The organism is Nocardioides sp. NPDC101246 (assembly GCF_044767415.1).
Taxonomy (GTDB): domain Bacteria; phylum Actinomycetota; class Actinomycetes; order Propionibacteriales; family Nocardioidaceae; genus Nocardioides.
Genome location: NZ_JBIWNX010000007.1, coordinates 84,781 through 107,835 on the forward strand (window position 1 = coordinate 84,781; position 23,055 = coordinate 107,835).

The 23,055-nt window shown below is 68.1% G+C and carries 23 protein-coding genes; 14 read left to right on the forward strand and 9 right to left on the reverse strand.

What is annotated here, in order from left to right:
- Positions 1–35 precede the first annotated feature (35 nt).
- A complete protein-coding gene (locus tag ACIRON_RS14640; RefSeq protein WP_402993005.1) occupies positions 36–1,172 on the forward strand; it encodes a hypothetical protein in 1,137 nt (378 codons plus the stop codon).
- Positions 1,160–1,891: a creatininase family protein gene (locus ACIRON_RS14645; RefSeq protein ID WP_402993006.1), complete on the forward strand. Its 732-nt coding sequence runs from the start codon at positions 1,160–1,162 to the stop codon at positions 1,889–1,891. Before ACIRON_RS14640 ends, ACIRON_RS14645 begins: the two co-directional genes overlap by 13 nt.
- A gap of 132 nt (positions 1,892–2,023) precedes the next feature.
- On the opposite strand, the gene ACIRON_RS14650 is transcribed toward ACIRON_RS14645, so the two are convergent.
- Entirely contained in the window at positions 2,024–3,937 is a 1,914-nt protein-coding gene (locus ACIRON_RS14650) for a ThiF family adenylyltransferase (protein ID WP_402993007.1), read from the reverse strand.
- Positions 3,938–3,993: 56 nt separating this feature from the next.
- Positions 3,994–5,004 (reverse strand): cyclic GMP-AMP synthase DncV-like nucleotidyltransferase, encoded by a 1,011-nt coding sequence (locus tag ACIRON_RS14655; protein ID WP_402993008.1) that lies wholly within the window; start codon positions 5,002–5,004, stop codon positions 3,994–3,996.
- A gap of 776 nt (positions 5,005–5,780) precedes the next feature.
- Here ACIRON_RS14655 and ACIRON_RS14660 point away from each other — a divergent pair.
- Together ACIRON_RS14660 and ACIRON_RS14665 are read left to right on the forward strand one after the other, a co-directional pair.
- Positions 5,781–6,338, forward strand: coding sequence for a uracil-DNA glycosylase family protein (locus ACIRON_RS14660; protein ID WP_402993009.1), 558 nt, complete (start codon positions 5,781–5,783; stop codon positions 6,336–6,338).
- A 96-nt stretch (positions 6,339–6,434) separates the two neighbouring features.
- Positions 6,435–6,881, forward strand: a complete 447-nt coding sequence (locus ACIRON_RS14665) for a hypothetical protein (RefSeq protein WP_402993010.1) — start codon at positions 6,435–6,437, stop codon at positions 6,879–6,881.
- 501 nt (positions 6,882–7,382) lie between these two features.
- Here ACIRON_RS14665 and ACIRON_RS14670 read toward each other — a convergent pair.
- Entirely contained in the window at positions 7,383–7,739 is a 357-nt protein-coding gene (locus ACIRON_RS14670; protein ID WP_402993011.1) for a hypothetical protein, read from the reverse strand.
- A gap of 133 nt (positions 7,740–7,872) precedes the next feature.
- Positions 7,873–8,346: a DUF4304 domain-containing protein gene (locus ACIRON_RS14675; protein ID WP_402993012.1), complete on the reverse strand. Its 474-nt coding sequence runs from the start codon at positions 8,344–8,346 to the stop codon at positions 7,873–7,875.
- 415 nt (positions 8,347–8,761) lie between these two features.
- Between ACIRON_RS14675 and ACIRON_RS14680 the strand changes: the two genes are divergently transcribed.
- The 3 genes from ACIRON_RS14680 to ACIRON_RS14690 all read left to right on the forward strand — a co-directional run bounded on the left by ACIRON_RS14680 (position 8,762) and on the right by ACIRON_RS14690 (position 11,155).
- Positions 8,762–9,835, forward strand: coding sequence for a class I SAM-dependent methyltransferase (locus ACIRON_RS14680; protein WP_402993013.1), 1,074 nt, complete (start codon positions 8,762–8,764; stop codon positions 9,833–9,835).
- 4 nt (positions 9,836–9,839) lie between these two features.
- Positions 9,840–10,364, forward strand: a complete 525-nt coding sequence (locus ACIRON_RS14685) for a 2'-5' RNA ligase family protein (protein ID WP_402993014.1) — start codon at positions 9,840–9,842, stop codon at positions 10,362–10,364.
- A gap of 89 nt (positions 10,365–10,453) precedes the next feature.
- Positions 10,454–11,155 carry a sortase domain-bontaining protein gene (locus tag ACIRON_RS14690; protein ID WP_402993015.1) on the forward strand — a complete coding sequence of 234 codons (702 nt, stop codon included), beginning with the start codon at positions 10,454–10,456 and terminating at the stop codon, positions 11,153–11,155.
- Between the two features lie 2 nt (positions 11,156–11,157).
- On the opposite strand, the gene ACIRON_RS14695 is transcribed toward ACIRON_RS14690, so the two are convergent.
- On the reverse strand, positions 11,158–11,361 hold the full coding sequence (locus ACIRON_RS14695; protein ID WP_402993016.1) for a hypothetical protein: 204 nt from the start codon (positions 11,359–11,361) through the stop codon (positions 11,158–11,160).
- A 125-nt stretch (positions 11,362–11,486) separates the two neighbouring features.
- Between ACIRON_RS14695 and ACIRON_RS14700 the strand changes: the two genes are divergently transcribed.
- The 3 genes from ACIRON_RS14700 to ACIRON_RS14710 are packed head-to-tail and all read left to right on the forward strand — an operon-like array spanning position 11,487 to position 14,038.
- Entirely contained in the window at positions 11,487–12,137 is a 651-nt protein-coding gene (locus ACIRON_RS14700; RefSeq protein WP_402993017.1) for a TetR/AcrR family transcriptional regulator, read from the forward strand.
- Positions 12,134–13,369 carry an NADH:flavin oxidoreductase/NADH oxidase family protein gene (locus ACIRON_RS14705; protein ID WP_402993018.1) on the forward strand — a complete coding sequence of 412 codons (1,236 nt, stop codon included), beginning with the start codon at positions 12,134–12,136 and terminating at the stop codon, positions 13,367–13,369. The genes ACIRON_RS14700 and ACIRON_RS14705 overlap by 4 nt, the downstream gene beginning before the upstream one ends.
- An 18-nt stretch (positions 13,370–13,387) precedes the next feature.
- Positions 13,388–14,038, forward strand: a complete 651-nt coding sequence (locus ACIRON_RS14710; RefSeq protein ID WP_402993019.1) for an enoyl-CoA hydratase-related protein — start codon at positions 13,388–13,390, stop codon at positions 14,036–14,038.
- Here ACIRON_RS14710 and ACIRON_RS14715 read toward each other — a convergent pair.
- Positions 14,033–14,626: a dihydrofolate reductase family protein gene (locus ACIRON_RS14715; RefSeq protein WP_402993020.1), complete on the reverse strand. Its 594-nt coding sequence runs from the start codon at positions 14,624–14,626 to the stop codon at positions 14,033–14,035. The genes ACIRON_RS14710 and ACIRON_RS14715 overlap by 6 nt on opposite strands.
- A gap of 86 nt (positions 14,627–14,712) precedes the next feature.
- On the opposite strand from ACIRON_RS14715, the gene ACIRON_RS14720 reads away from it, so the two are divergent.
- Complete coding sequence (locus ACIRON_RS14720) at positions 14,713–15,696, forward strand: helix-turn-helix domain-containing protein (protein ID WP_402993021.1); 984 nt, start codon at positions 14,713–14,715, stop codon at positions 15,694–15,696.
- On the opposite strand, the gene ACIRON_RS14725 is transcribed toward ACIRON_RS14720, so the two are convergent.
- Both ACIRON_RS14725 and ACIRON_RS14730 read right to left on the reverse strand, forming a co-directional pair.
- Positions 15,693–17,312: an ABC-F family ATP-binding cassette domain-containing protein gene (locus ACIRON_RS14725; RefSeq protein WP_402993022.1), complete on the reverse strand. Its 1,620-nt coding sequence runs from the start codon at positions 17,310–17,312 to the stop codon at positions 15,693–15,695. The two genes, ACIRON_RS14720 and ACIRON_RS14725, sit on opposite strands and share 4 nt — an antisense overlap.
- Before the next feature lie 255 nt (positions 17,313–17,567).
- Positions 17,568–19,139, reverse strand: coding sequence for a SulP family inorganic anion transporter (locus ACIRON_RS14730; RefSeq protein ID WP_402993023.1), 1,572 nt, complete (start codon positions 19,137–19,139; stop codon positions 17,568–17,570).
- A gap of 109 nt (positions 19,140–19,248) precedes the next feature.
- Between ACIRON_RS14730 and ACIRON_RS14735 the strand changes: the two genes are divergently transcribed.
- Genes ACIRON_RS14735 through ACIRON_RS14745 form a run of 3 tightly spaced genes read left to right on the forward strand, consistent with a single transcriptional unit; the run spans position 19,249 to position 22,615 of the window.
- The gene (locus ACIRON_RS14735; protein ID WP_402993024.1) at positions 19,249–20,748 is read left to right on the forward strand and encodes an arylsulfatase; all 1,500 of its coding nucleotides are present in this window, start codon (positions 19,249–19,251) and stop codon (positions 20,746–20,748) included.
- Positions 20,749–20,762: 14 nt separating this feature from the next.
- Positions 20,763–21,719 (forward strand): formylglycine-generating enzyme family protein, encoded by a 957-nt coding sequence (locus tag ACIRON_RS14740; protein WP_402993025.1) that lies wholly within the window; start codon positions 20,763–20,765, stop codon positions 21,717–21,719.
- A complete protein-coding gene (locus ACIRON_RS14745) occupies positions 21,716–22,615 on the forward strand; it encodes an HAD family hydrolase (protein ID WP_402993026.1) in 900 nt (299 codons plus the stop codon). The genes ACIRON_RS14740 and ACIRON_RS14745 overlap by 4 nt, the downstream gene beginning before the upstream one ends.
- Before the next feature lie 128 nt (positions 22,616–22,743).
- Here ACIRON_RS14745 and ACIRON_RS14750 read toward each other — a convergent pair whose 3' ends face one another.
- Positions 22,744–22,944, reverse strand: coding sequence for a hypothetical protein (locus tag ACIRON_RS14750; RefSeq protein ID WP_402993027.1), 201 nt, complete (start codon positions 22,942–22,944; stop codon positions 22,744–22,746).
- Positions 22,945–23,055 lie beyond the last annotated feature (111 nt).

Sequence of the window (23,055 nt, forward strand, 5' to 3'; positions counted from 1 at the left end):
TGCGTGATGCGCGACTGCGTCGTGGTTGGTCACAGATGCGCTTGATCAGTGAGCTCCAGGCTGTCGCGGCTCGGCGGGGTGCAGCCCTGCCCGAGACGCCCGTGCTCAAGACCCAGATCTCTCGCTGGGAGAACGGTCGCCGCGCGCCCGACGAGTTCTATCGAGGTCTCCTGCAAGACGCCCTCGACCTCTCGGCACCTGAGCTTGGCTTCCCGCCGGCAGCAGAGCCGGATCACACCTTCTCCGGATCGGCACCTCTGAGCAACGCGGTGAGCTCGGACCTCCTGCAGACGCTGGAGGCTTCGCTCGCTCAGCTTGCGTCGCTGGACGCTGCCGCTGGACCCCGGACCGTTCTGGCACTTGCGAGAGAGCAGGCCAGATTCGTGACGGGGTTCGTACGTGGAGCGACCGGGCCCGAACGGACTGACGTCTTGCGCGTCGCCACACGGTTGAGCGAGTTCACCGGCTGGCTCCACCAAGACGCGGGCGAACTCGACGAGGCCGTGGCATGGACCGACCAGGCGATCCAGTTGGCGAATGATGCCGGAGCCCCTGAACTGGCGGCGTACGTCGCGATGCGTCGTAGCAACATCGATACCGACCGCCGCGACAATCGAGCGGCGCTCGACCACGCGGGCGCTGCCGTCGGCACTGCGTCGATCGATGATCCACAGTTGGCTGGTGTGCTTCTGCGACAGCGGGCGATGGCTCACGCTCTGGTCGGCGACGAGACGGCCTGTCGTCGGGATCTCGACGACGCACTCCAGGTTGTGCTCACCAACGGAACCGTCTTCGAGGCGACAAGCCTGGTCCCGTACGTCACGTCGTCCTACATCGAGATGGAGGCCGCGAACTGCTACCTCCGTCTCGGCAAACACGGTGACGCCCTCGCCATCCTCAACCGCAGCATCGACGCTTGGCCGGCCGGCACCCAGGAACGCGACCGTGGTCTCGCCCTCGCCCGCCTGGCCACTGCGTACGCTGGCGCGCATGAGATCGAGGAAGCCGTGAACACGGGCCATGCAGCTCTGAAGGTCTTGGAAGTGACCAGATCCGCACGGATCCTCACTCAGATGCACGACCTGCGCCGCGAGCTGGCGCCGGTCTGGGATACGCCCGCGGTCCGCAAGTTCAACCGCGCCTTCAAGGAAACGACGGCATGGAAGGCGTGAACATCCCTGTGACCAACCCTGACGTGATCTCGACTGAGACCAGCGCCGATGTCACCGCTCGCAGCAGCAAGATCGCCGTCCTCCCGATCGGTAGCTTCGAGCAGCACGGCGACATCCTCCCGCTGTCCACCGACACCATCGTCGCCACCCAGATCGCCTCGATGGTTGCCCGTGCCAACGACCTCTGGCTACTGCCCCCGATCACCGTCTCGTGCTCCCAAGAACACGCCGACTGGGCGGGAACCATCAGCATCCCCGCTGCCACGCTGATCCGACTGGTCGAGGACATTGTTGCCTCAGCCCGCGAGCAGGGCGCCGAGCACATCGTTCTCATCAACGGCCACGGCGGCAATTACGTCCTGCAGAACGTCGTCCAGGAAGCCAGCGACCTCTCCCTCTTTCCCGGTCGCAGCGATTGGACCGCGGCCCGTGAAGCCGCAGGCCTGGAGACGAACGCTCACGACGACATGCACGCCGGCGAGCTCGAAGTCAGCATCCTTCTCCACTGCGCCCCCGACCTGGTGGGCCCAGACTTCAAACACCGGGATCACATGGCCGACAGCCGTCCGCACCTGTTGACTCACGGCCTGCGCGCTTACACCGATACGGGCATCATCGGCAGCCCGTCGCTGGCAAGCGCCGAGAAGGGCGCGGCAGTCTTGGATGCACTGGCGACGCTCTTCGTTGATCATGTCAGTGGCGTTCGGGTGTCCGGGTAGCGCTCGAAGACGTATGCCGGGCCACGCGTCAATCCGCCTAAGACGCGACGTGTACCGAGCATCTACCCAACGCCTGCGGTGGGAGCATTGCTACGTCCGCCTGAATATCCTGCTGCGTCGGCGTGCGTAGGTTCACTCCAACACCAAGCTCGCTGTTTCTGGTGCTCCCGGACTCGTTTCTTCGTGCGTTACGGCGAGAGCATCGTCACCGGGGACCGTCGGGGCGACGTGGAGCACAAACCGATGAGCGGGGTTGACACCGGAGTGAGGGAGCGCAGTTAGATGCGTCCCGGAGAACTTGGCCTGCATGCTCAGGCCAATGACCGAGAGCAGCGTCCCGGCAACGCCAGCCATATCCGCGGCCGAGCCGTGGAATGTCGGCGCAGAGCAACCGCGAGTTGGAGTCAGCTCATCCCCCGAACCAGGGTCGGTCCAAAAAATTCGGTACGCCTCCAGATCCGCATCAACCCTGGTTTGAGCCCCTGCTGCGTTGTCGATAGCGTGGATCGATGTCGGATCGCCTGGTGCGGCAATGATTGCGAGGCCGAGAGTCCCGGTGCGCGCGTCGGTGGCGACCTGGGCGATCGTTGCTTTCCGGTCCTCGTCCGTCGCCAGTGTCTCGACGAACTGGGAGATCGCGTGGCTGATGGTCGCGTCGACAACGAGGTCTGCCGAGGCCGCATCGCGCCAGTCCTCGGGCAGCATGCTGGGCCTGACCTCGACCTCGACGTCGTCTGAGATAGCTCGGAGACGTTGGGCGAGGCCATCAGCCTTGGCGTCACCGACATCGACCTCGACGTAGTTCTGACGCACTAGGAGCCCGCCGGTCACGGTGGACGGGTCGCAGAGGATGACCTTCTTTGCTCCGGCCCGGACTGCAAACTCGGCGATCCACGAGCCAAGCCCGCCGCATCCCCAAACGTGGACGACCTTTCCTTCCATGGCGCTGACGGGCCGCGCGTCGTCTCTGCGAACGGTGACGTCGTCTCGTTCGTCTGACATGCGGTACCACTCCATCTCGATGTCGGGGAACACGTCGGTGCTTCGCAGGTTGAGGATCGGGTCACGCCGTGCGCGGACTACACGCCTAAGGGCGTCGCCCACACTGCTAGGCATCTTTAGCCCCAAGAGATGAGGAGATCCACCTGTCGGATGCGGTACACCCAGCAGTAGGTGCTGCTCGGCTCCGTCTGGCTGACGTGCAGCGCTGGCAGCCAGGACAGTCAGCAGCGCGGTCGCGGCTGCTGGCGGCGCCGGTTTGAGATCGACGAGGGGTGGAAAGAAGTCGGTCCACAGGCTCGGCCTTTTACAGCAGTCCGTCCGCTCCGCGACGGCGTTGAATGCCAGGCCCAAGGTGTTAAGGCGGACGCGGCGGCGCTGCGACACAAAGGCACGTGGGACCTCCTGAGTGTCGGCGTAATCGAGCCGCTGGAGCAGGTCAACGAGGCGATCCTGGCCAGCGCCGAAAGGGAGGTCGTGCGGAGCGACGAATAGGGGCATCGGGAGGTCGTCCTCGGCTATCGCCGCTCCTGGAGCGTGGTCGTACCTATGGTCGCTTCGTACGCGGAGGTGCCCCGCCATGCCGCGGCTGGAGTTGTCGATGCGATGTCGTACGACGATGAGAGGAGTTCCTTGGGTGGCGTGCTCAACTCCACCGACCGCATGGTAAAGCGCAGTAGACGGCTCGAACCTGGCGTTGACCGCGTCCTCGAGCCAGTTCCAGAGGCGGTCCATCAGTCCACGGATACCGAGCTTCGGCTGCCACTCGCGGCTGGGGTCGAGGTAGAGGCAGAGCGTCCTGCCTGCCAGGACGTGCGGGAAGCCCAGGAACCGGTTGTGCCGAACCTTTACCGAGGGCGGGAAGACGCCGCCCTCGGGGATCGCGACCACAAAGTCTTCTGCCTCGTTGAGCTGCAGGCCCGCCAGGTCGGCGTGCATTAGGGCGCTGGTGTTGAGTGTGATGTCGATGAGGAGCGTCTCGTCGACGACGTCGCCGGGGAGATGCACGGTGAGGTCATCTGGATGCTCGGCAGCGATCGCGCGCATCTCGCGCCGAGCCCACTTCTGCCAAGGGCTCAGGCGCACAATAGCCGGTCGCCTGCTCACCCTGCGCGTCCGCTCCGCCCAGTAGAGGTCGGGACGGCACCACCGGCGGCTGCAGCACTCGCACCGAACTTGCTTGACGAGGCTGACGTCGCCTCGGGCGGCTGGAACTTCTCGCCGAACAGGCCTTGCCACAACTCAACGCTCTCGTCCTGGTCTTCCTCGTCATAGGCAGCCTTGATCTGGCAGGCGATGCCGTGGATGCGCGTTCGGAAATTGCTGTAGGTCTCCTGGCTCCACCGACGGTCGAACGTGACGCCGGATCCCGACGGGTCTGCGACGGACGGCTTGACGTAGTTGGCCTGCAGGTAGGCGTCGAGGTCGCTGACGACGTGCAGCAGCGTGGTCGGGACGTCGGCGTAGTAGCCGACATCGAGGACCTTCTTGTACGCCTCAACCTGCTGCCCGAGGAGGGTGGTGAGCAGAATGGACTTCACGCCATTGAAAGACCCCTTGTGGTCGCGCAAGTACTTCATCAGCCGGATCACCTTGCGCAGGTTCCGGTTCGCGACCTGGTCCCGCTCCTTCATCCAAGCAGTAAAGCCCTCGGGGTCGGTGTTCTCGAACTGGTTGTCGTTGCGGTTGACGATGACCTTCCGTCCGTCAGACAGCACGATGTAGGGCACGACATCGACATGGGTGGCGTTGGCGTAGTTGACGTACACACACCGGCACTTGCGGCCATGCGGCATATCCCCGTAGACCGGGTGGTTGTGAAGCGCCCGGTAGACGGCGTTGTTGTACTGCTGGGGATCGAACTCCCAGTCGGGCTCCTCCTTGAGTTGGAGCAGGAAGTCTGCGTCGACCTCGCGGCCGTTGATCGGGTTGATGATCGTCTCGTGCGCCCACGAGCCCTGGGGAATCTTCTTGATGACGCGGGGCCCCAGGTCAGAATCCGCATTCAGTGCGCTGTAGACGGCGTTGGCCTGTCGTTCGAGGGTTTCCAGCCTGAACTTCGACAGGTCGACGGTGTTGGTCAGGAAATTATTGAAGTAGTTCTGGTGCTTCATCGGGTTGCCTCCAGGGCGGTGATGGCGGCCGGTGCTCCCGGTCCGGACATGGCTGTGTAAGGCGCTGCGATGTGCTGCGCGTAGACGCGGACCCCGAGGTCCTCCTCGAGACGAGCGAGCACGTGGGCTGAGAAGTGGGCCTTGGCCCCGTCTCCGTCTAGGGCGAGGATCTGAAAGCACTCTGGACCCGAGGAGGGCGCGCTCGGGTCCTCAGAATAATTGGCGTCTGCTGCCACGGTCGTCCTCAGGGTCGTTGTTCACGACGAGGGCGACGGACCGAGAGATGCGATCTCTACTCAGGAGGAGCCCACTGTTTCGCGCAGGCCACTCCCCGCCTATGCTATTAGCGACCAAGCATCACAACGTAGGCCCTGAGATCAGACTTCTGTCGGCTCAGGGCCTTCGTCTTGTCTGAAGCGCGAGGTCGCAATCGACCTCCCCTATAGAGTACCGGCGCCCACCGACAGTTCAGCGACACATGCGCGTGCCATCAAGATGTAGTAGCACGCCCTCGTCATTCGTCTAGATGTGGGACTTGGCATGCTGGCGCCGTGTCCTGCTGACGACCGCAGTGCGCAATTGTCGCCAAGCCCGTGCGGCCAGGCAATGACGCGCGTCATATCGCCACGTGTGACGACCTCTCCTCCCTCAAGGCGGTCAAGCCCGACGCTTCCTGGGCGCGCACCGAAAATGGCCCTACGGCGGGCCAGGCCGTGCAATTCTGGGTTCGAACTGGTCCGGGCAAACGCCTATCGGAGTCAGGAGCGGCGGTGCACATGGGCAAGGACCTGAAGGCATACCAGGCAGAAATGGACTGGATGGGCGAGCGGGTCCTCACGCTCCAGGACGTCTGGCCGGAAGAGCCCCGGGCAATGATCGTCGGCCTCAACCCCGCGCCAGCGAGTGTCGAGGCGGGGCACTACTACCAAGGACGATCCGGCCAGAGGCAGCTTCTGCGCTTGGCAGACGGTGGATTGTTCGAGCGACCGTCTGCCGACGAAGTTGGTTTCGAAGCTGCGGCGCTTCGAGCCCAGGTGGGATTCACCGACGTAATCAAGCGTCCCACGCGCGGTGAGCTTGGTATCCGTATTGGTGAGGTCGATTTCGGTCGCGAGGCCCTCATCCGGGCGCTGGAGTCCCGCCGCGTCCCGCTCGTTGTCTGCGTGTTCCGTCAACCGGTACAGGCGCTACTGGGCGTCAGCGGCAGCCCTGGCTTCCAGACCCTAACTACGTCATGGGGGGCGCGTGTGTTTCGCATGCCCGGACCATTTGCCGCCGCTGAAGAGGCCAAAGATGTCTTGGCGGAATTCTCGCGAGCGCTCGCCACGAACTGAGCCGATCCCCGGCTGCGTCCACCCGCAGATGCCGGCAATCGCTCGGAGAACTGACCTGCCTCACCGCCGCGAGCGTCCGGTCCGTACGGTTCGACCGTGGACAGTGCGACCTGGATCGGCCTCGGAACCCTTCTCACCGCCATCGTTGGCTTGGCCCTCGTCGTTTGGCAGCTCCGCCAACAGCGGCGGACGATGCGCGCGGAGTTCGGAAACCTCTACATCGAGCGGTACTGGCAGATCGATGACGATCTGCTCCTCGAGCGCAAGGGGTCTAAGCGGCACCGACAACACCGGCACCGCTATCTTCGCCTCTTCGAGGACGAGTTCGACGTCGCGAAGCTTGGATTCCTAGACCTCAAGCAGTGGCGAGCTTGGCACGGCGTGCTCAACGACACGGGCGCTCGTGAACTGGTCAGGAACGACCTTCAGGTGTGCGACCCGAAAGGCGACTCGTTTCGTCGTCTGCGGGCATGCATTGCCCAGCACGAGCGGGACGGTGTAGGCCACGATGTGCGCCGTTGCGAAGGTAGCGCTGTAACGTAGCGGCGGGATGAATCTCGCCCAGAGCGTGTGTTCGGACCCAAACGCCGCCGCGATCTCACGCCGTCGCGCCAAAACCACCGCGGGGTGTCACTCCGACCCGAGCGCAGCCACCATACGGCCTTCCGTCGTGAGATTCCGCGAGCTGATGCCGCTGTTCCAGGCGGACCCGGCAGCCTTGATTGGACGCGCGGCGCCCGGCAGTGAAGCCATCGAAAATCAACCGATCGCGATGCACCGCACGTGCCGCAACGAATTGCTGAAGATGAAGAGTCCAATCCCAGACATTGTCCGCGCGAACTGGGAGGCGGCCAGCCCGCCCAATTCGAGGGCGAGTTCTCCCGACGCTGGCGGACGCTTTCCGAACAGCCACTTACGCGCGCCACCGAGGCCTCCGCCAGCACGACCTGGGCCGTTTCAAGAGCCTCAGTTTGGCCTCCCTTCCGTGCCCCGATCCATTCACTGCAGTGGTGCGTCACACCGCCGCTCTGCAGGCGGCGTTGCTCACGCAAGCGTGATGAGGACGGCTGTTGCCAACTCGCGTACCTCACGCCAGGCCTGGTGCTGAGCAAGTGCCTGGCGGGTCCACAGGGAAGCGCTGCGCTCGCCACTCATCTCGTCGAGCCGCGTGTTCAGCGCAGCGATTGGCGCGAGGGACTTCTGGTCAGCCCAACCGGCCCGAACCCATTGATCCAGCAGCAAATAGCCATCGTCGAACTCCAGACCAAGTTCACCGACGTTCCAAGCGGCGGCGGGCCCCAGTGAGTCGAGCCAGGTCAATTGCTGATCCGCTGGCAAGGCGAGGACGCCTATTGCACGCACCCAGGCTGCGAGTCGGCTCGGGTGAGGCACGTCTTCCACTCGGTGATCGTAGACGCTGCTTCGGGTGCTCGGCTCATTCCGCAGACCGTGGGTCAATCCGCCGCGATTGGGCCGCCGTCCCGATCAGAACAGCGCAAGGTTCCGCCGCCGGGAGCGCGAGCTCCTACCCGCCTCAGCCTCGTTCGCGCACTTGCTTACGCAGCCACGGAAGCGCCAACTCCCGAACGTCGTGAAGGACCTCGGCTGTCACCTCCGCTTGGTCGACTCCGGCGTGAATTCGCCACCACTTGTCAGCGCCCTCTGGCGTGAGGGTTCCGATACGTGTCCAGGCGGTGGGCTTGCCGTAGACGACGCCGGCAGCGGGCAGCTGGGGCAGGTAGGGACGCTCGGCTCGTGCAGCATTCCACGCCTCCTTATTCGCTGCGAGCAGGTTCACCGTGAACTGAATCTCGGTCGCGTCGCTGTACACGGACTTCTGCAGGCTCATCAACGCCCAGAAGCCAGGTGCGGCCAGTGCGTAGCGGCCGCCAGATCCCTTTAACCCCAGGTCACGAAACCCCGGCGACAGCACATCCTTGACCAGCGCCGCGTACGTCGCCTGCGCCGTCACCTCATCGGCCGATCCGGCGCCTTGGGGCGCAGGCACCAATGTCGCCCCTTGTCATCCACGGTCGACATCTAACCCCACCCATCCGGGTACGCGCGGATTCCTGGATCTGTCACCCTGAATTCGCGGAGCCGCGCGCAACTGGCCAGGGCTGCCGCATCGCTGCGCCTGACACGGGTCCGGAACTTGATCTCGCCCCACGTTCCGCTGCAACCATCTACTCTGCCAACCTTGCTTGACAACGCGCGCCACACCGCCGCGAAAGTCTTATCGCCCGGTTGGAGTTCGACCGCCTCACCAACAAGCAGATCGTGATGGGGCGAAAGGCCGGTCGCAGTCGTAGCGCTCGATCCTGGCGCCGTGCCCATCCCGTAGGTCGAAGCGTCGTACCTCAAACCAAGTAGGGGTCGGACTGGACTGCTTCGGTGAACGAAGTCGGGGCGATCGTGGATGGATGGACGCATCGCAGCAGACGGCAGACGAAGTTGCTGAGCGACTCTTCGGGTCGATCCTCGGCACGGTGGAGACAGTGTCGATCTTCATCGGAGACCGGCTCGGTTGGTATCGGGCCCTGGTGGACGAGGGGCCGGCGAGTGCGGTCGAGCTGGCGGGGCGTACGGGGACGCAGGCTCGGTACGCACGGGAGTGGCTGGAGCAGCAGGCGGTGGTGGGGCTGTTGGTGGTCGAGAGCGACGGCGGGCCTGACGAGAGGCGTTTCGCCATCCCGGCGAGCACGGCGGAGGTGATGACCGATACGAGCAGCCTGGCCTACCTGGCGCCGATCGGCCGGATGTTCGCGGCGGTGGGGCCGGCGCTGCCTCGGCTGCTGGAGGCGTACCGGAACGGGGGTGGCGTCAGCTGGGACGAGCTCGGAGATGATGCGAGGCAGTCGCAGGCGGACGCCAACCGGCCGTGGTACGAGAAGCAGCTCGGGCCGGCGCTGGCCGGAGTGCCGGTAGTTCACGACGCTCTCTCCGTGAAAGGGTGCCGGATTCTCGACGTGGGCTGCGGTGGGGGATGGTCGAGCATCGCGCTGGCGCGCGCCTACCCAGAGGCCACGGTGCTCGGGATCGACATCGACCAGCCCTCGGTGGACATGGCGGTGGCGAACGCGCGCGAGGCAGGGGTCGAGGAGCGGGTGCGGTTCCTGTGCCAGGACGCGGCGACGCTGCCGGAGGGAGCGGTCGACATGGCCTTCGCCTTCGAGTGCGTGCACGACATGCCGCGGCCGGTCGACGTGCTCAGCGCGGTGCGGAAGACGCTCGCGCCGGGTGGGTCCATGGTGGTGATGGACGAGGCGGTGGCGGACAGCTTCGCGCCGGACGGCGACGAGCTGGAGCGGATGATGTACGGGTTCAGCCTCCTGGTGTGCCTGCCGGACGGGTTGTCCTCGCCCCCGAGCGTCGGGACCGGGACGGTGATGCGGCCGTCGACGCTGAAGGGTTACAGCGAAGCGGCGGGGTTCAGCGGGTTCGAGGTTCTCTCGATCGAGGAGTTCGGATTCTGGCGGTTCTACCGGCTCTTCTGATCTCATGGCGCTCGCCGTGTGCCAGCTCTTCGACGCCCGCTCCGACCGCCTGGTGCGGGAGCTCTGGGCGCGGTTGGAGGAGGCCGGAGTCGGCACGATGGCGAGCCACACCCACGGCCGACACCATCCGCACCTCTCGTTCGCCGTCCTGCGGACGTGGGAGCTCGGTCCGGTACGCGACACGCTGGACGGGCTTCCGGAGGGTGAGCCGTTCCGGTGCTCCAGTCATGGCTCCGTGATCTTTCCACGTGGTCGGGTGGCCCTGGCTCCTTCGTTCCCCGCCACGGTGGCGATGCGGCAGGACCGTGTCGCGAGAGCACTCCTCGAGGCCGGGGCAGACCTGCACAAGCACTACCGGCCCGGGCTGTGGCTGCCGCACGTGTCGGTGGCCACCCGTGCCTCGGCGGTCCAGCTTCCGGTGATCGTCAACGCCGTCGCGGATGTCCTCCCGCTCGAGCTGCATGCGGTTCGCACCGCCTTGGTGGACAGCAGCAGCGGCCGGATCTGGCGGCTGCCCCGGATGCTCTGACCGGCCCTCCTGACTGCCTCAGGGCCGAACGGGCTTTCGCCGCGGGCGTACCGTGGATCGGGACCCAGCAGCACGCCTGAGGCGGCGCCATGAAGATCACATCGTTCCGGGCCGTCGCCACGGTCCTTGGCGCACTTGCGCTCGGCGGGTGCGGCACGGAGACATCGTCGGTGACGAGCACGCCGCCGGCGCCGTCGAGCTCGACGCCGGCCACGACATCCCCGTCGACATCCCCGACGGCGTCACCGACCGCCACCGAGACGCCACCGCTGTCCTCCGAGGGCCGGCCGATGCGCGGAGAGCTGTCCATCCCCAGGATCGGAGTGACCGACCTGGAGGTCGTGCCCTACCGCGGCTGGACCGATGACGCTCCCGGGACCGAGATCCAGAACAACGGCGTCGCGGCCAGCCCGTACGGTCCGCGCGGCGGCACCGGGCCGGGAGGAATCGGCAACTATCAGGTGACCGCCCACCGGCTCTCCTCGACGCAGGCGTTCCTCAGGCTGCCCGAGCTCCGAGGAGGCGACCGGGTCTCCGTGCGCACCGAGGAGGCGACGTACGTCTATCGCATCACCGGCACCCGGGAGACCTCGTTCCGGTCGGAGGCGTCGCTGCGGGCACAACGGGCGGCGGTCCCAGGCAAGCCCGGCGAGGAGCCCACGCGCGCGATGATCACGCTGTCGACCTGCGCGACCCCCGAGGACCACGCCGCCGGCAACTACTGGTCCGACGAGTTCGACAACCCCGAGCACCGCATCGACAAGATCGGGGTCCTCGTCGCCGTACGATGATCTCAGGCGCGGTGCGGGTCGGCCCCCGCTTCCTTCGCGATGCGGTCTCCGACCTCGAGCTCCTTCCACAGAGCCCGGTCGACGCGGACCTTCTGGGTCTGCCCGGACTCGGTCCGGATCTTCACCCGGCGGTAGAGGCTCGAACCGTCCAGCATCGCTCGTGACTTCTTGACGACTGTTCCATCCCAAGACTCGTCGTTGCTCACGCCTGCACTCCTCGCTGCTCGTGGTTGCCGCTGGCAGTTCGAGTACATCAGCCGGAGCGGCGACGTGACGCGCGACACACCTGGAACCATTGATCTAGAGCACTTGCTCTATTTAGGTTGTTCGCATGTCCCGGCAGCGACGCCACACTCTCGACGACCTTCTCGACGTCGCCGAGCAGATCGTGACCAGCGGCGACCCGTCCGGGCTGACGCTACGGTCGCTGGCCACCGCGTCCGGGGCGTCGAACGGGACGATCTACCACGCGTTCGGGTCGAAGGACGTGCTGCTCGCACGGTTGTGGCTGCGGTCCTGGTGCCGGCTGGGCGACCTGATGGCGGAGGCGATGGGGGAGCGTGCCCAGGCCCGCGGGGAGGATGCCGTCGTCGCGGTCGCGCTGACCCCCGTCGAGTTCGTACGCCGCTTCCCGGCCAGCGCGCGGCTCTTCTTCGCTCAACGCCGCGATCAGCTCTTCTCCGGCGACCTTCCGCCCGAGATCGAGACCGAGCTGGCCTCGGTGCAGGAGAAGTTCGTCGAGGTGCTGATCGCGCTGGCGCGGGGCGTGTGGGACCGCGGCGACCGGATCGCTGTCGAGGCGATCGCGGTCTGCGTCGTCGACCTGCCCGGTGGGATCCTGCGCCGCTGTCTCCTCGAGGACCGCGAGGCCGACGAGGCGACCGCTGCCCGGCTCGAGGCCGCGGTCCGCGCCATCCTCACGGTCCCGCTCGAGCCGCGTCCGGCCAAGGCATCACCGAACCCAACGAGGAGCAACCCGTGACCCGAGACCAGTCGATCCTGGCCCAGCCGCTCGAGCTGCCGAACGGGTTCGTGATCCCGAACCGGCTCGCCAAGGCAGCCCTCAGCGAGGGCCTGGGGCGTCGCGACTTCACCCCGGGAAGCCGCATCAAGAACCTCTACCGGCGCTGGGCCGGGAGCGGGGTCGGCCTCTCGATCACCGGCAACGTGATGGTCGACCGCACCGCGATCGGCGAGCCCGGCAACGTCGTGGTCGAGGACGAGCGCCACCTCGACGATCTGGCCGAGTGGGCGCAGATCGCGAAGTCCGGCGGGTCGAAGGTGTGGGTCCAGATCAACCACCCGGGGCGGCAGACGCCGCGTACGCTCACCGCTCATCCGGTGGCACCCTCGGCGGTCGCCGTGCCCGGCACGGGCGGCCTCTTCGCAGAGCCCCGCGCGCTGACCACGCACGAGATCGAGGACCTGATCCGGCGCTTCGCCACCACCGCGAGGATCGTGACCGGGGCCGGCTTCGACGGCGTACAGATCCATGGCGCGCACGGCTACCTGATCAGCCAGTTCCTCTCGCCGCTGTCCAACCAGCGCACCGACGACTGGGGAGGCAACGCGGAGAAGCGGCGCCGCTTCGTGCTCGAGGTGCTCCGCGCCATCCGCTCCGAGGTCGGAGCCGGCACCCCCGTCGCGATCAAGCTCAACTCGGCCGACTTCCAGAAGGGCGGCTTCGGCGAGGAGGAGTCGCTCGAGGTCGTCCACGCGCTCGCCGAGGAGGGCCTGGACCTGCTGGAGATCTCCGGCGGCACCTACACCTCGGCGGCCATGCTCGGCGTGGACCCGTCGCTGAAGGCGAGCACCCGGCGGCGGGAGGCGTACTTCCTCTCCTACGCCGAACGGGTCCGCGCCGAGCTCCCGACGTTGCCGCTGATGCTCACCGGCGGGTTCCGCACCGCAGCCGGGATGGTCGACGCGGTCGAGTCCGGAGCGGTCGACCTCGTCGGCCTGGGAAGACCGTTGACCGTGCAGCCCGACTTCCCGGCACAGTTGCTGGACGGCCGCGCCGACGAGAGCGTCGTCAACCCGCGCCGCAGCGGCATCCGGATGCTCGACAGCCTCACCGAGCTGACCTACTACAGCGTCCAGATGTGGCGGATGGCCAAGGGCAAGGAGCCGGCGCCCGACCGGCACGCCGCGCTCAACGTGACCCAGTACCTCCTCAACAACGGCCTCGAGAGCCTGCGCTCCCCGCGCGGCTGACCCCCGGAAGGAACGACAATGACGACGACCCTGACCCAGACGGACGGTGTGTACGTCCTCGACATCGGCGACACCGAGAACCGGTTCAGCCCCGACTGGATGACGTCGGTGAACGGCGCCCTCGACCAGGTCGTGGCCGCGCCCGCGCCGCTGGTCCTGACCGCGACCGGCAAGTTCTACTCCAACGGCCTCGACCTCGACTGGCTCGGGAAGAACGCCGACCAGTTCGGGCCGTACGTCACCCAGGTGCAGGCGCTGCTCGCCCGCATCCTGGTCCTCCCGGTGCCGACGGTGACCGCCATCAACGGGCACGCTTTCGGCGCCGGCGCGATGCTGGCGATCGCCTTCGACTGGAGGATCATGCGCGAGGACCGCGGCTTCTTCTGCTTTCCCGAGGTCGACATCCAGATCCCGTTCACCCCCGGTATGGCCGCCCTGATCCAGGCCAAGCTCACCCCGCGCGCGGCGACCGACTCGATGACCACCGGCCGCCGCTTCCCGGGCCCCGACGCGCTCGCCGCCGGCATCGTGGACGGGACCGCGCCGGAGGCCGAGCTCGTCTCCCAGGCGATCGCGCTTGTCGCGCCGCTCGCGGGCAAGTCCGCCGAGACGCTCGGGAAGATCAAGTCGACGATGTACGCCACCGCGGTCGCCGCCCTCGGGTCATAGGCCCACCGGGTGCCGCACCCGGTAGCGCAGGTGGAGCACCCGGTCGCCACGTACGACCACGTCCGGGTCCTCGAGGAGGTGCTGGCCCTCGAGGGAGCCGAAGTAGCGCTTTCCCGACCCGAACACGACCGGGACGACGTCCATCGCGACCTCGTCGACGAGCCCGAGGGCGAGCGCCTGCCCGCCGACCTCGCCGGCCGCCACCGTGACGGTCCGGTCGCCGGCGAGCTCGCGCGCCCTCGCCACGGCATCGGCTACGTCGTCGACGAAGTGGTAGGAGGCCTCGGGGTGCCAGCCGTCGGGCTTGGGGCGGTGCGAGACGACCACCACGTGCTCGCCGGCGGGCGGCTTCCCGTCCCAGCCGTTCATCATGTCGAACAGGTGCCGGCCGATGACCATGCTGCCGATGCCGGCCCAGACAGGGCGTACGTAGTCGGCCGATGCCCGAGAGACACGGAACCCGCCCTCCTCGGTCAGGGGTGTGTCCCCGTTGAAGTACCAGTCGAACAGGGGTCCGATGTCGTCGTGGTCGTCGGCGATGAAGCCGTCGACCGAGACGACGTTGTGCATCACGACGGTGCTGCTCATGGTGTGCGTCCTTTCGATGGGGTTGTCCAGATCGGTCTACTCCGTCGGCTGCCGGTGCTGCGAAAGATTCCAATTATCCTGAATGAGTGACCCCGAGACGCTCGATCGACTTCGTCTTCGGTGAGGACGATCTGCTGCGTACGCGGTTCGCGGTCTCGCCGCTCACCGAGCTGGTCGCGGCCACTTATGTGCTGCGGCATCCGCAGCGCTTCCCGCCGCACCGCAGGTGGGTCGAGGCGGCAGCGCCGCGCGTCGCCGGGATGCGCCTGGACCTGCTGTCCGCGGTCAATCCGCTGGGCCGCACCACCTGGCCCAACTTCAACGCCCCACCGCCGATCAGTCCGAATCCCCGGATCGAGGACGAGCTGGCGCGGGTCGCGGCGACCGACCCGGGCGTCGTCCGCGCCGACCTGGAGAGGGCCTACCCCGAGGGTGTCCCGGCCGAGGCGATGCCCTTCCTGGTGGACACCGGTCCGGCTCTGGCCGAGCTGGTCGCGCAGATGGAGGCCTTCTGGGCGGCGGCCCTGCAACCATGGTGGGAGCGGATGTCGGCGTTCCTGGAGAGCGAGATCGCGGCACGGGCCCGTCGGCTGGTCACCACCGGAGGTGCAGCCGCGTTCGCCGACCTCGACCCGACCGCCGCCTGGGACGGCCGGACCCTCTCGGTGGCCCCCACCCGGATGACGCCGCGCACGGTCACCCTCGGCGGCCGCGGCCTCCTGCTGCTGCCGTCTGTGCTCGCCTTCGGCGCCTGGCCGCGGATCGAGACGCCGTGGGAGCCCGCCCTGACCTACCAGCCACCGGGCATCGGCGACGTCTGGGTTCGAGAGGCCGACGCCGAGACGGCGCTCGCCGACCTCATCGGCCGGCGCCGAGCACGACTGCTCGCAGCCCTGGACCGGCCGCGGTCGACCCTCGAGCTCGCGGCCGGCACCGGATGGAGCCCGGGTGGGGTGAGCACGCACCTCGGTGTGCTCCTGCGCGCGGGTCTGGTGGCCCGGCGCAGGAGCGGCCGCGAGGTCCACTACTCCAGAACGGCGACCGGAGACGCGCTGGTGGCCGGCGCCTAGTGAGGAACGGCTCCGTCCAGGTCCCGCCGCTGGTGCATCCGCCCGGCATCGTCGAGCTCGATCACGGTGTCGATGCCGATCCGCTCCAGGAACCCGAAGTCGTGGCTGACGACGAGCAGTGCGCCGCGGTAGGCGTCGAGAGCCTCGGCGAGCTGCTCGACGCTGGCGATGTCGAGGTTGTTGGTCGGCTCGTCGAGGATCAGCAGCTGGGCGGGCGGGTCGGCCAGGAGGAGGCGGGCGAGGGAGACGCGGAAGCGTTCGCCGCCCGAGAGCGTACGTACCGGGCGGTCGACGCTGTCGCCGCGAAGGAGAAGCCGGGCGAGCTGGTTGCGGATGGTGCCGGACGGCGTCTCGGGGGCGACGGCGCGTACGTTCTCCATCGCGCTGGCCTCCTCGTCGAGGCCGTCGAGGCGCTGGGGGAGGAGGCCCACCAGATCGGTGAGGAGCCGTCCGCGCGGCCGCCCCGGCACCGGGTCGTCGCCTCGCACGAGATGCGAGAGAAGGGTCGACTTGCCGGAGCCGTTCGCGCCGATCAGCGCCACCCGCTCCGGCCCCTGGATCATGACGGTCCGGCCCTCGTCCTCCAGCTCCGCGATCCGCCGGCCGCGCGGCACTCCGGGGTCGGGGAGGGTGAGGTGGATGTGCTCCTCGTTGCGTACCCGAGCCCCGGCCGCGTCGACCGCGGCCTGGGCGGCCTTCACCTTGTCGTCGAGCGTGGAGCGGAGCGAGCCGGCGGACGCTTGGGCCTTGCTGGCCCGGTTGCCGGCGAGGATCTTCGGGATCCCGCCGTCCTTCTGGGTCTTCTTGGCGGTCCGCTCGCGACGGGCGAGCTTCGTCTCGGCCTCGATGCGCTGCCGCTTCTCGACCTTGAGCGCCTGCTGAGCGGACCGAGCGGCCTGCTCGGCGGCCGACTGCTCCTGCTCCCGATGCTCCTTCCAGGCGCTGTAGGGGCCGCCGAACGTGGTCAGCGTCCCGGCGTACAGCTCGGTGGTGCTGTCCATGTGGTCGAGCAGCTCGAGGTCGTGGCTGACGACCACGAGGGTCCCGGGCCACTGGTCGACGAACTCGGCGAGCTTCGCGCGGGTGGCCCGGTCGAGGTTGTTCGTCGGCTCGTCGAGCAGCGTGATCGGAGTCCGGCGGATGCGCAGGCCGGTGATCGCGATCAGCATGCTCTCGCCGCCGGAGATCTCGGCGACGCGACGATCCAGGTCGGCGGCGGAGAAGCCGATCTGGTGCAGGGCCTCGTCGGCGCGGTACTCGATGTCCCAGTCGTCGCCGATCGCGTCGAAGTGACGCTGGTCGACCTCGCCGGCCTCGATCGCCCGGATCGCGGCGAGGATGCCGTCGATGCCGAGCAGCTCGGCGATCGTCGTCTCGTGCCGCAGGGTGAGCGTCTGTGGCAGGTAGCCGACCTCGCCGCCGGCGTCGATCTTCCCTGACGCCGGGGAGAGCTCGCCGGCGATGAGGCGGAGCAGGGTGGACTTGCCGGCGCCGTTGCGGCCGATCAGACCGGTGCGGTCGGTGCCGAAGGTGCCGTTGACGCGGTCGAGCGCGACGGTGCCGTCGGGCCACTCGAAGCTCAGGTCGCGCAGGGTGATGGCGGATGGGGCGGACATAGCTGTGTTCTCTCGTCTCTTCCGTCGAGCGCCGAGTGGCGCGACGGGATCAGGTACGTGTCGACAGGAACGCGAACGTGCCGGAGAGCTTCACGCGTCGACGCCCGGCAAGGGCGGACGCGCGCGTGCGTCGAGAAGTGATCGTTCACCGGTGCGGGATGCCCGCACGGGCGAAGCCACCGGCAAGTCCGGTGGCTAGATCTTGTCCACCTCGATCAGTCCCACCCCTTCACTTTATCAGTCGTTCGGGGCCGTTCACCCCACGAACCCGTCCTGCTCCGCCTCCACGAACCACGGTGCACGCCGGAGCGTGGGAAGCACGTCGTCGGGCACGTCGAGGAGCACCAGCTCGGTCCCGTCGGAGGCGAGGTCGTCGTGCAGCGAGCGGAGCGTGTTGAGCAGCGGGACGGTGACGTGGGCGAGCGCGGAGACGTCGAGGGTGACCGTCCGCGGCCCGGCGGCCTGGACCAGCTCGAGCGCCGCGTCGTAGGTGGCCTGGGCGTTGCCGGTGTAGAGGTCGCCGGTGAGCACGAGCGGGAGGACCTCCGCGGAGGCCGACGGGCGATCGAGCCGGCGCACCCGCGGCTGGTTCACCGCGCGGATGACCAGCAGCAGGGTCAGACCGACCCCGACCGCCACACCGAGGAGCATCCCGCCGGTCAGGCCGACGGCAGCGACGGCGAGGGCGACCCAGAGCTCTGCCCGGTCGACGGCGGCGTACGTCCTGAGCTCGCGTGGATCGAGCAGACCGGCCACCGCCACCAGCACCATGGCGGCCAGGATGGTCTGGGGCAGGTCGGCCAGCAGGGGCGCCAGCGCGAGCGCGACAAGCAGCGCCAGGCCCACCGTCACCAGCCCGGCTAGCTGTGTGCGGGCGCCCGATCGAAGGTTCACGGCCGACTGCGAGAACCCGCCTGCGGGCGGCAGCGCCTGGGTGAGTCCGCCGGCCAGGGCGCCGATGCCCGTGGCGACCAGCTCGCGGTCCACGTCGATGGCCGGCTCCTGGCGGCGCCGGTTGGTCCGCGCCACCAGCACCGTCTCCAGGAACGACATGAGCGCGATGGCGATCGCGCCGGGGAGCAGCCCGATCACGTCGTCGACGACCGGCAGGCTCAGCGACGGCAGCCCGGTCGGCACCGGGTCGATGAGGGCGAGGCCGCGGTCCTCCACACCGCTGGCGGCCACCAGCGCGATGCCCGCCGCGACGACGACGAGCGGCCCGGGCACGGCCGGCGCCAGCCGCCGGAGCACCAGGAGCACCAGGATCGCGGTGATCCCGACGACCGCTGTCACCGCCGAGAGCTCAGGGAGCTCGCGGGCGAGCGCGACCAGCTCCTCGACGAAGCCCTCCGCCTCCGGGTCCGCCGAGAGGCCGAGCAGAGCCGGCAGCTGGCTGGCGACGACGGTGAGGCCCACGCCGAGCCGGATGCCGGTCATGGTGGCCGGCGAGATGCTCTCCACCAGCGCGCCCAGCCGGGCCAGCCGCATCACCAGCAGACACACGCCTACCAGGAAGGTCAGCGTGAACGCGGCCCGCATGAGCTCGTCGGGATCATGCTCGGGCAGGGTGGCCAGCGAGCTCGCCACCAGGACGGAGATGGTCGACGTGGTCGAGACGCTCAGCGCGCGTGAGCCGCCGAGCAGGGCGTACGCCGCCATCGGCAGCAGGCACGTGTAGAGCCCGACGCTGGCAGGCATGCCCGCGATCGTGGCGTACGCCATGGCCTGGGGGATCACGACAGTCCCCGTCGCGAGCCCGGCGAGCACATCGCCGCGCAGCCACGAGCGATCGTAGCCACGCATCGTCGGGATCAGCCATGTCTTCACGGCCCCACTCCATCGCGACCGGGTGCTCCGAGAGGTCACCCGAGTCGGGGGAGGTCGCGCGCGTGAGGCCTTGCCTAGCCTCCGAAACATATCCACGAGGAGGCTCTTCATGTCCGACAAGCCCAACATCCTGGTCATCTGGGGCGACGACATCGGCATCAGCAACCTGAGCTGCTACAGCGACGGGCTGATGGGCTACCGCACACCCAACATCGACCGGATCGCCGCCGAGGGCATCCGGTTCACCGACTCCTACGGTGAGCAGAGCTGTACGGCGGGACGGGCGGCGTTCATCACCGGGCAGAACCCCTACCGCACGGGGCTGACCAAGGTCGGTATGCCCGGCGCGGACCTCGGTCTGCGCGCCGAGGACCCGACGATCGCGACGGCGCTGAAGTCGCTGGGATACGCGACCGGGCAGTTCGGCAAGAACCACTTCGGCGACCGCGACGAGTTCCTGCCGACCATGCACGGCTTCGACGAGTTCTTCGGCAACCTCTACCACCTCAACGCCGAGGAGGAGCCGGAGCAGTACGACTATCCGCGCGAGGACGAGTTCCCCAACTTCCGCAAGCGGTTCGGGCCGCGCGGGGTCATCCACTCCTGGGCCAACGGCGACGGCACGCAGCGCATCGAGGACACCGGCCCGCTCACCAAGGAGCGGATGAAGACGATCGACGACGAGATCGCCCCCGAGGCGCTGCGGTTCATGAGCGACGCCAGCTCGAACGACACCCCGTTCTTCGTGTGGCTCAACACCACCCACATGCACTTCCGGACCCACATCAAGGACGGCAGCCGCGGCAAGGCCGGACGGTGGCAGTCCGAATACCACGACACGATGGTCGACCATGACGAGCTGGTCGGGTCGGTCCTGGACTTCCTCGACGAGAACGGGCTGGCCGAGAACACCATCGTCATGTACTCCACCGACAACGGCCCGCACATGAACAGCTGGCCCGACGCCGGCATGACCCCGTTCCGCAACGAGAAGAACTCCAACTGGGAGGGCGCCTACCGGGTGCCGGCCATGGTCCGCTGGCCCGGCCGCATCCCCGCAGGCGAGGTACGCAACGGCATCGTCAGCCACAACGACTGGTTCGTCACGCTGCTCGCCGCCGCCGGCGACACCGACATCGCCGACCGGCTCAAGACCGGGACCGAGCTGGCGGGCACGACCTACAAGGTGCACCTGGACGGCCACAACCAGCTCGACTACTTCACCGGCGAGGCCGAGGAGAGCCCGCGCAAGCACTTCTTCTACGTCACCGACGACGGCGACCTCGCGGGCATGCGGTTCGACAACTGGAAGTTCATCTTCCTCGAGCAGCGCCGGACCGGGACGCTGGCGATCTGGCTGGACCCGCTGGTGGAGCTGCGAGCTCCCAAGATCTACAACCTGCGGCTCGACCCGTTCGAGAAGGCCGAGGGCACGTCGAACTCCTACTTCGACTGGATGCTCGACCACGTCTGGCTGCTCATCCCGGCGCAGACGTACGTCGCGGAGATGCTGTCCTCGCTGATCGAGTTCCCGCCCCGGCAGACGCCGGCGACGTTCAGCGTCGACCAGCTGATGGAGAAGCTCAAGGCCGGCATGCCGAGCAGCTGATGACGAGCCAGCTCATGTCCAGGCACCCGGTCGTGGACCTGCCCGGCGGCACCTTCACGATGGGTTCCGACGACCACTATCCGGAGGAGGCCCCGACCCACCGCGTGCGGGTCGGGGCGTTCTCCATCGACGCGCACCAGGTCACCAACGAGCAGTTCGCGAGATTCGTGCGCAAGACCCGCTACGTCACCGTCGCCGAGCGGCCGGTCGACCCGGCCGACTTCCCCGGCGCGCCGCCGGAGAACCTGCAGCCGGGCTCGCTCGTCTTCACGCCGACCCCCGGGCCGGTCGACCTCCGGCACGTCAGCCAGTGGTGGACCTGGACGCCGGGGGCGTGCTGGTCGGCGCCGGAGGGTCCGGGCAGCTCGGTCAAACGCCGGCCCGACCATCCGGTCGTCCACGTCGCGCTGGAAGATGCCTTCGCGTACGCCTCCTGGGCCGGCGCTGACCTGCCCACTGAGGCCGAGTGGGAGTACGCCGCCCGCGGCGGACTCGAAGGAGCCGCCTTCACCTGGGGCGACGAGCCGCGCCCGGAGGGCCGGATCATGGCCAACACCTGGGACGGACCGGACTTCCCGTGGCGGCACACCCGCGAGAGCGGCTTCTCCCGCACCTCCCCGGTCGGGAGCTTCCCGGCCAACGGCTTCGGGCTCTTCGACATGGCTGGCAACGTGTGGGAGTGGACCAGCGACTGGTGGACCGACCGACACCCCGACGAGGTCGCGAAGCCGTGCTGCGTACCCGTCGACCCGCGCGGCGGCGACGCCGAGCAGAGCTTCGATCCCGCGCAGCCGCAGTTCCGGATCGCCCGCAAGGTCGTCAAGGGCGGCTCGCACCTGTGCGCCGACACCTACTGCCTGCGCTACCGGCCGGCGGCCCGGCGCCCGCAGATGGTCGACACCGGCACCAGCCACATGGGTTTTCGATGCGTACGCCGCCCCGGGACCCAGCAACCGAAGGAGACACCGTGAGCGACCAACTGCTGCCGTCCTGGCGTCCGGGGGCCACCCGCGACGCCGTCCTGGCCTTCCTCGACGCCTCCGAGGACGTGCCTGTGATCGACCGGATGGCCTGCTTCGACAACGACGGCACCCTGTGGTGCGAGCGTCCGTCCTACGTCCAGCTCGACTTCTTCCTCGACGCGCTGCGCACCAGCGCGGCGGCCGACCCGTCGATCAAGGAGCAGGCGGAGTTCGCGGCGCTGCTCTCGGGTGACCAGCAGGCGATCGGCGACATCGGGCTGGAGCGGATCGCGATGGCGCTCACCGGCCTCTTCGACGGTCTCTCGCCCCAGGACTTCACCGCGCGGACCCGCGAGTTCATGGCTCGCGCCGACCACCCGACTCTCAAGCGGCCGCATCGGACCTGCACCTACGTACCGATGCTCGAGCTCATCGACGAGCTGCGGCGCCGCGACTTCTCGGTGACCGTCGTGACCGGGGGAGGGACCGAGTTCGTCCGCGCCGTCAGCCAGGAGCTCTACGGAGTGCCGCCCGAGGCGGTGGTGGGCACGCTCATCGAGTACGACTACGCCCCGGACCCGCCGCGCCTGAGCCGGTCGGGGCGCCTGGTCGGTGCCGCCAACGAGGGCACCGCCAAGGTGTCGAACATCCAGTCCCAGCTGGGGCGGCGCCCGATCCTCGCCGTCGGCAACTCCGGCGGCGACCGAGAGATGCTGGAGTGGGCGGCGACCGGCGATGGCCCGACGCTCGCACTGCTCGTCGACCACGACGACGCCGAGCGCGAGTTCTCCTACGTCAGCACCGCCCAGACCTTCACCGAGCCCGAGCCGATCACCGAGGTAGGCGCCCGCCTGGGCTGGACCGTGATCAGCATGGCCCGCGACTGGGAGACGATCTTCGACTGACTCGCCGAGTCGGCTCATCCTGACCGAATTCCCCGCCGAGTCGGCTCGTCAAGACGAGCCGACTCGGCGGGGAATCTTGTCAGTTCGCGCCGACTGGGCGGGTCACCGGACCGTCGGGCCGAGTCGGGTCAGTCGGGGATGGTGACGACCTCGATGACGTCGATGTCGTCGGCGCGCAGCGCGTGCAGGACGCCCTGCAGAGCCTCCTGGTCGGGAACATCGCCGGTGAGCGTCGACTGCTCGCGATGCGCCTGGACGGCCAGCTGGGGGAACGCCTTCTGAAGCTCCTGGGAGAGCTCTCCGTTCACCCTGATCAGGACCCTTGTCATGGTCTTCCTCGACTGCTCACGTACGGCACGCTACGAACCGCACCGGCACCGTGGTTCACCGAATTCGGGTGATGCTGGGCGTCGGCCGTGCCGGGATCGTCGAGGACGAAC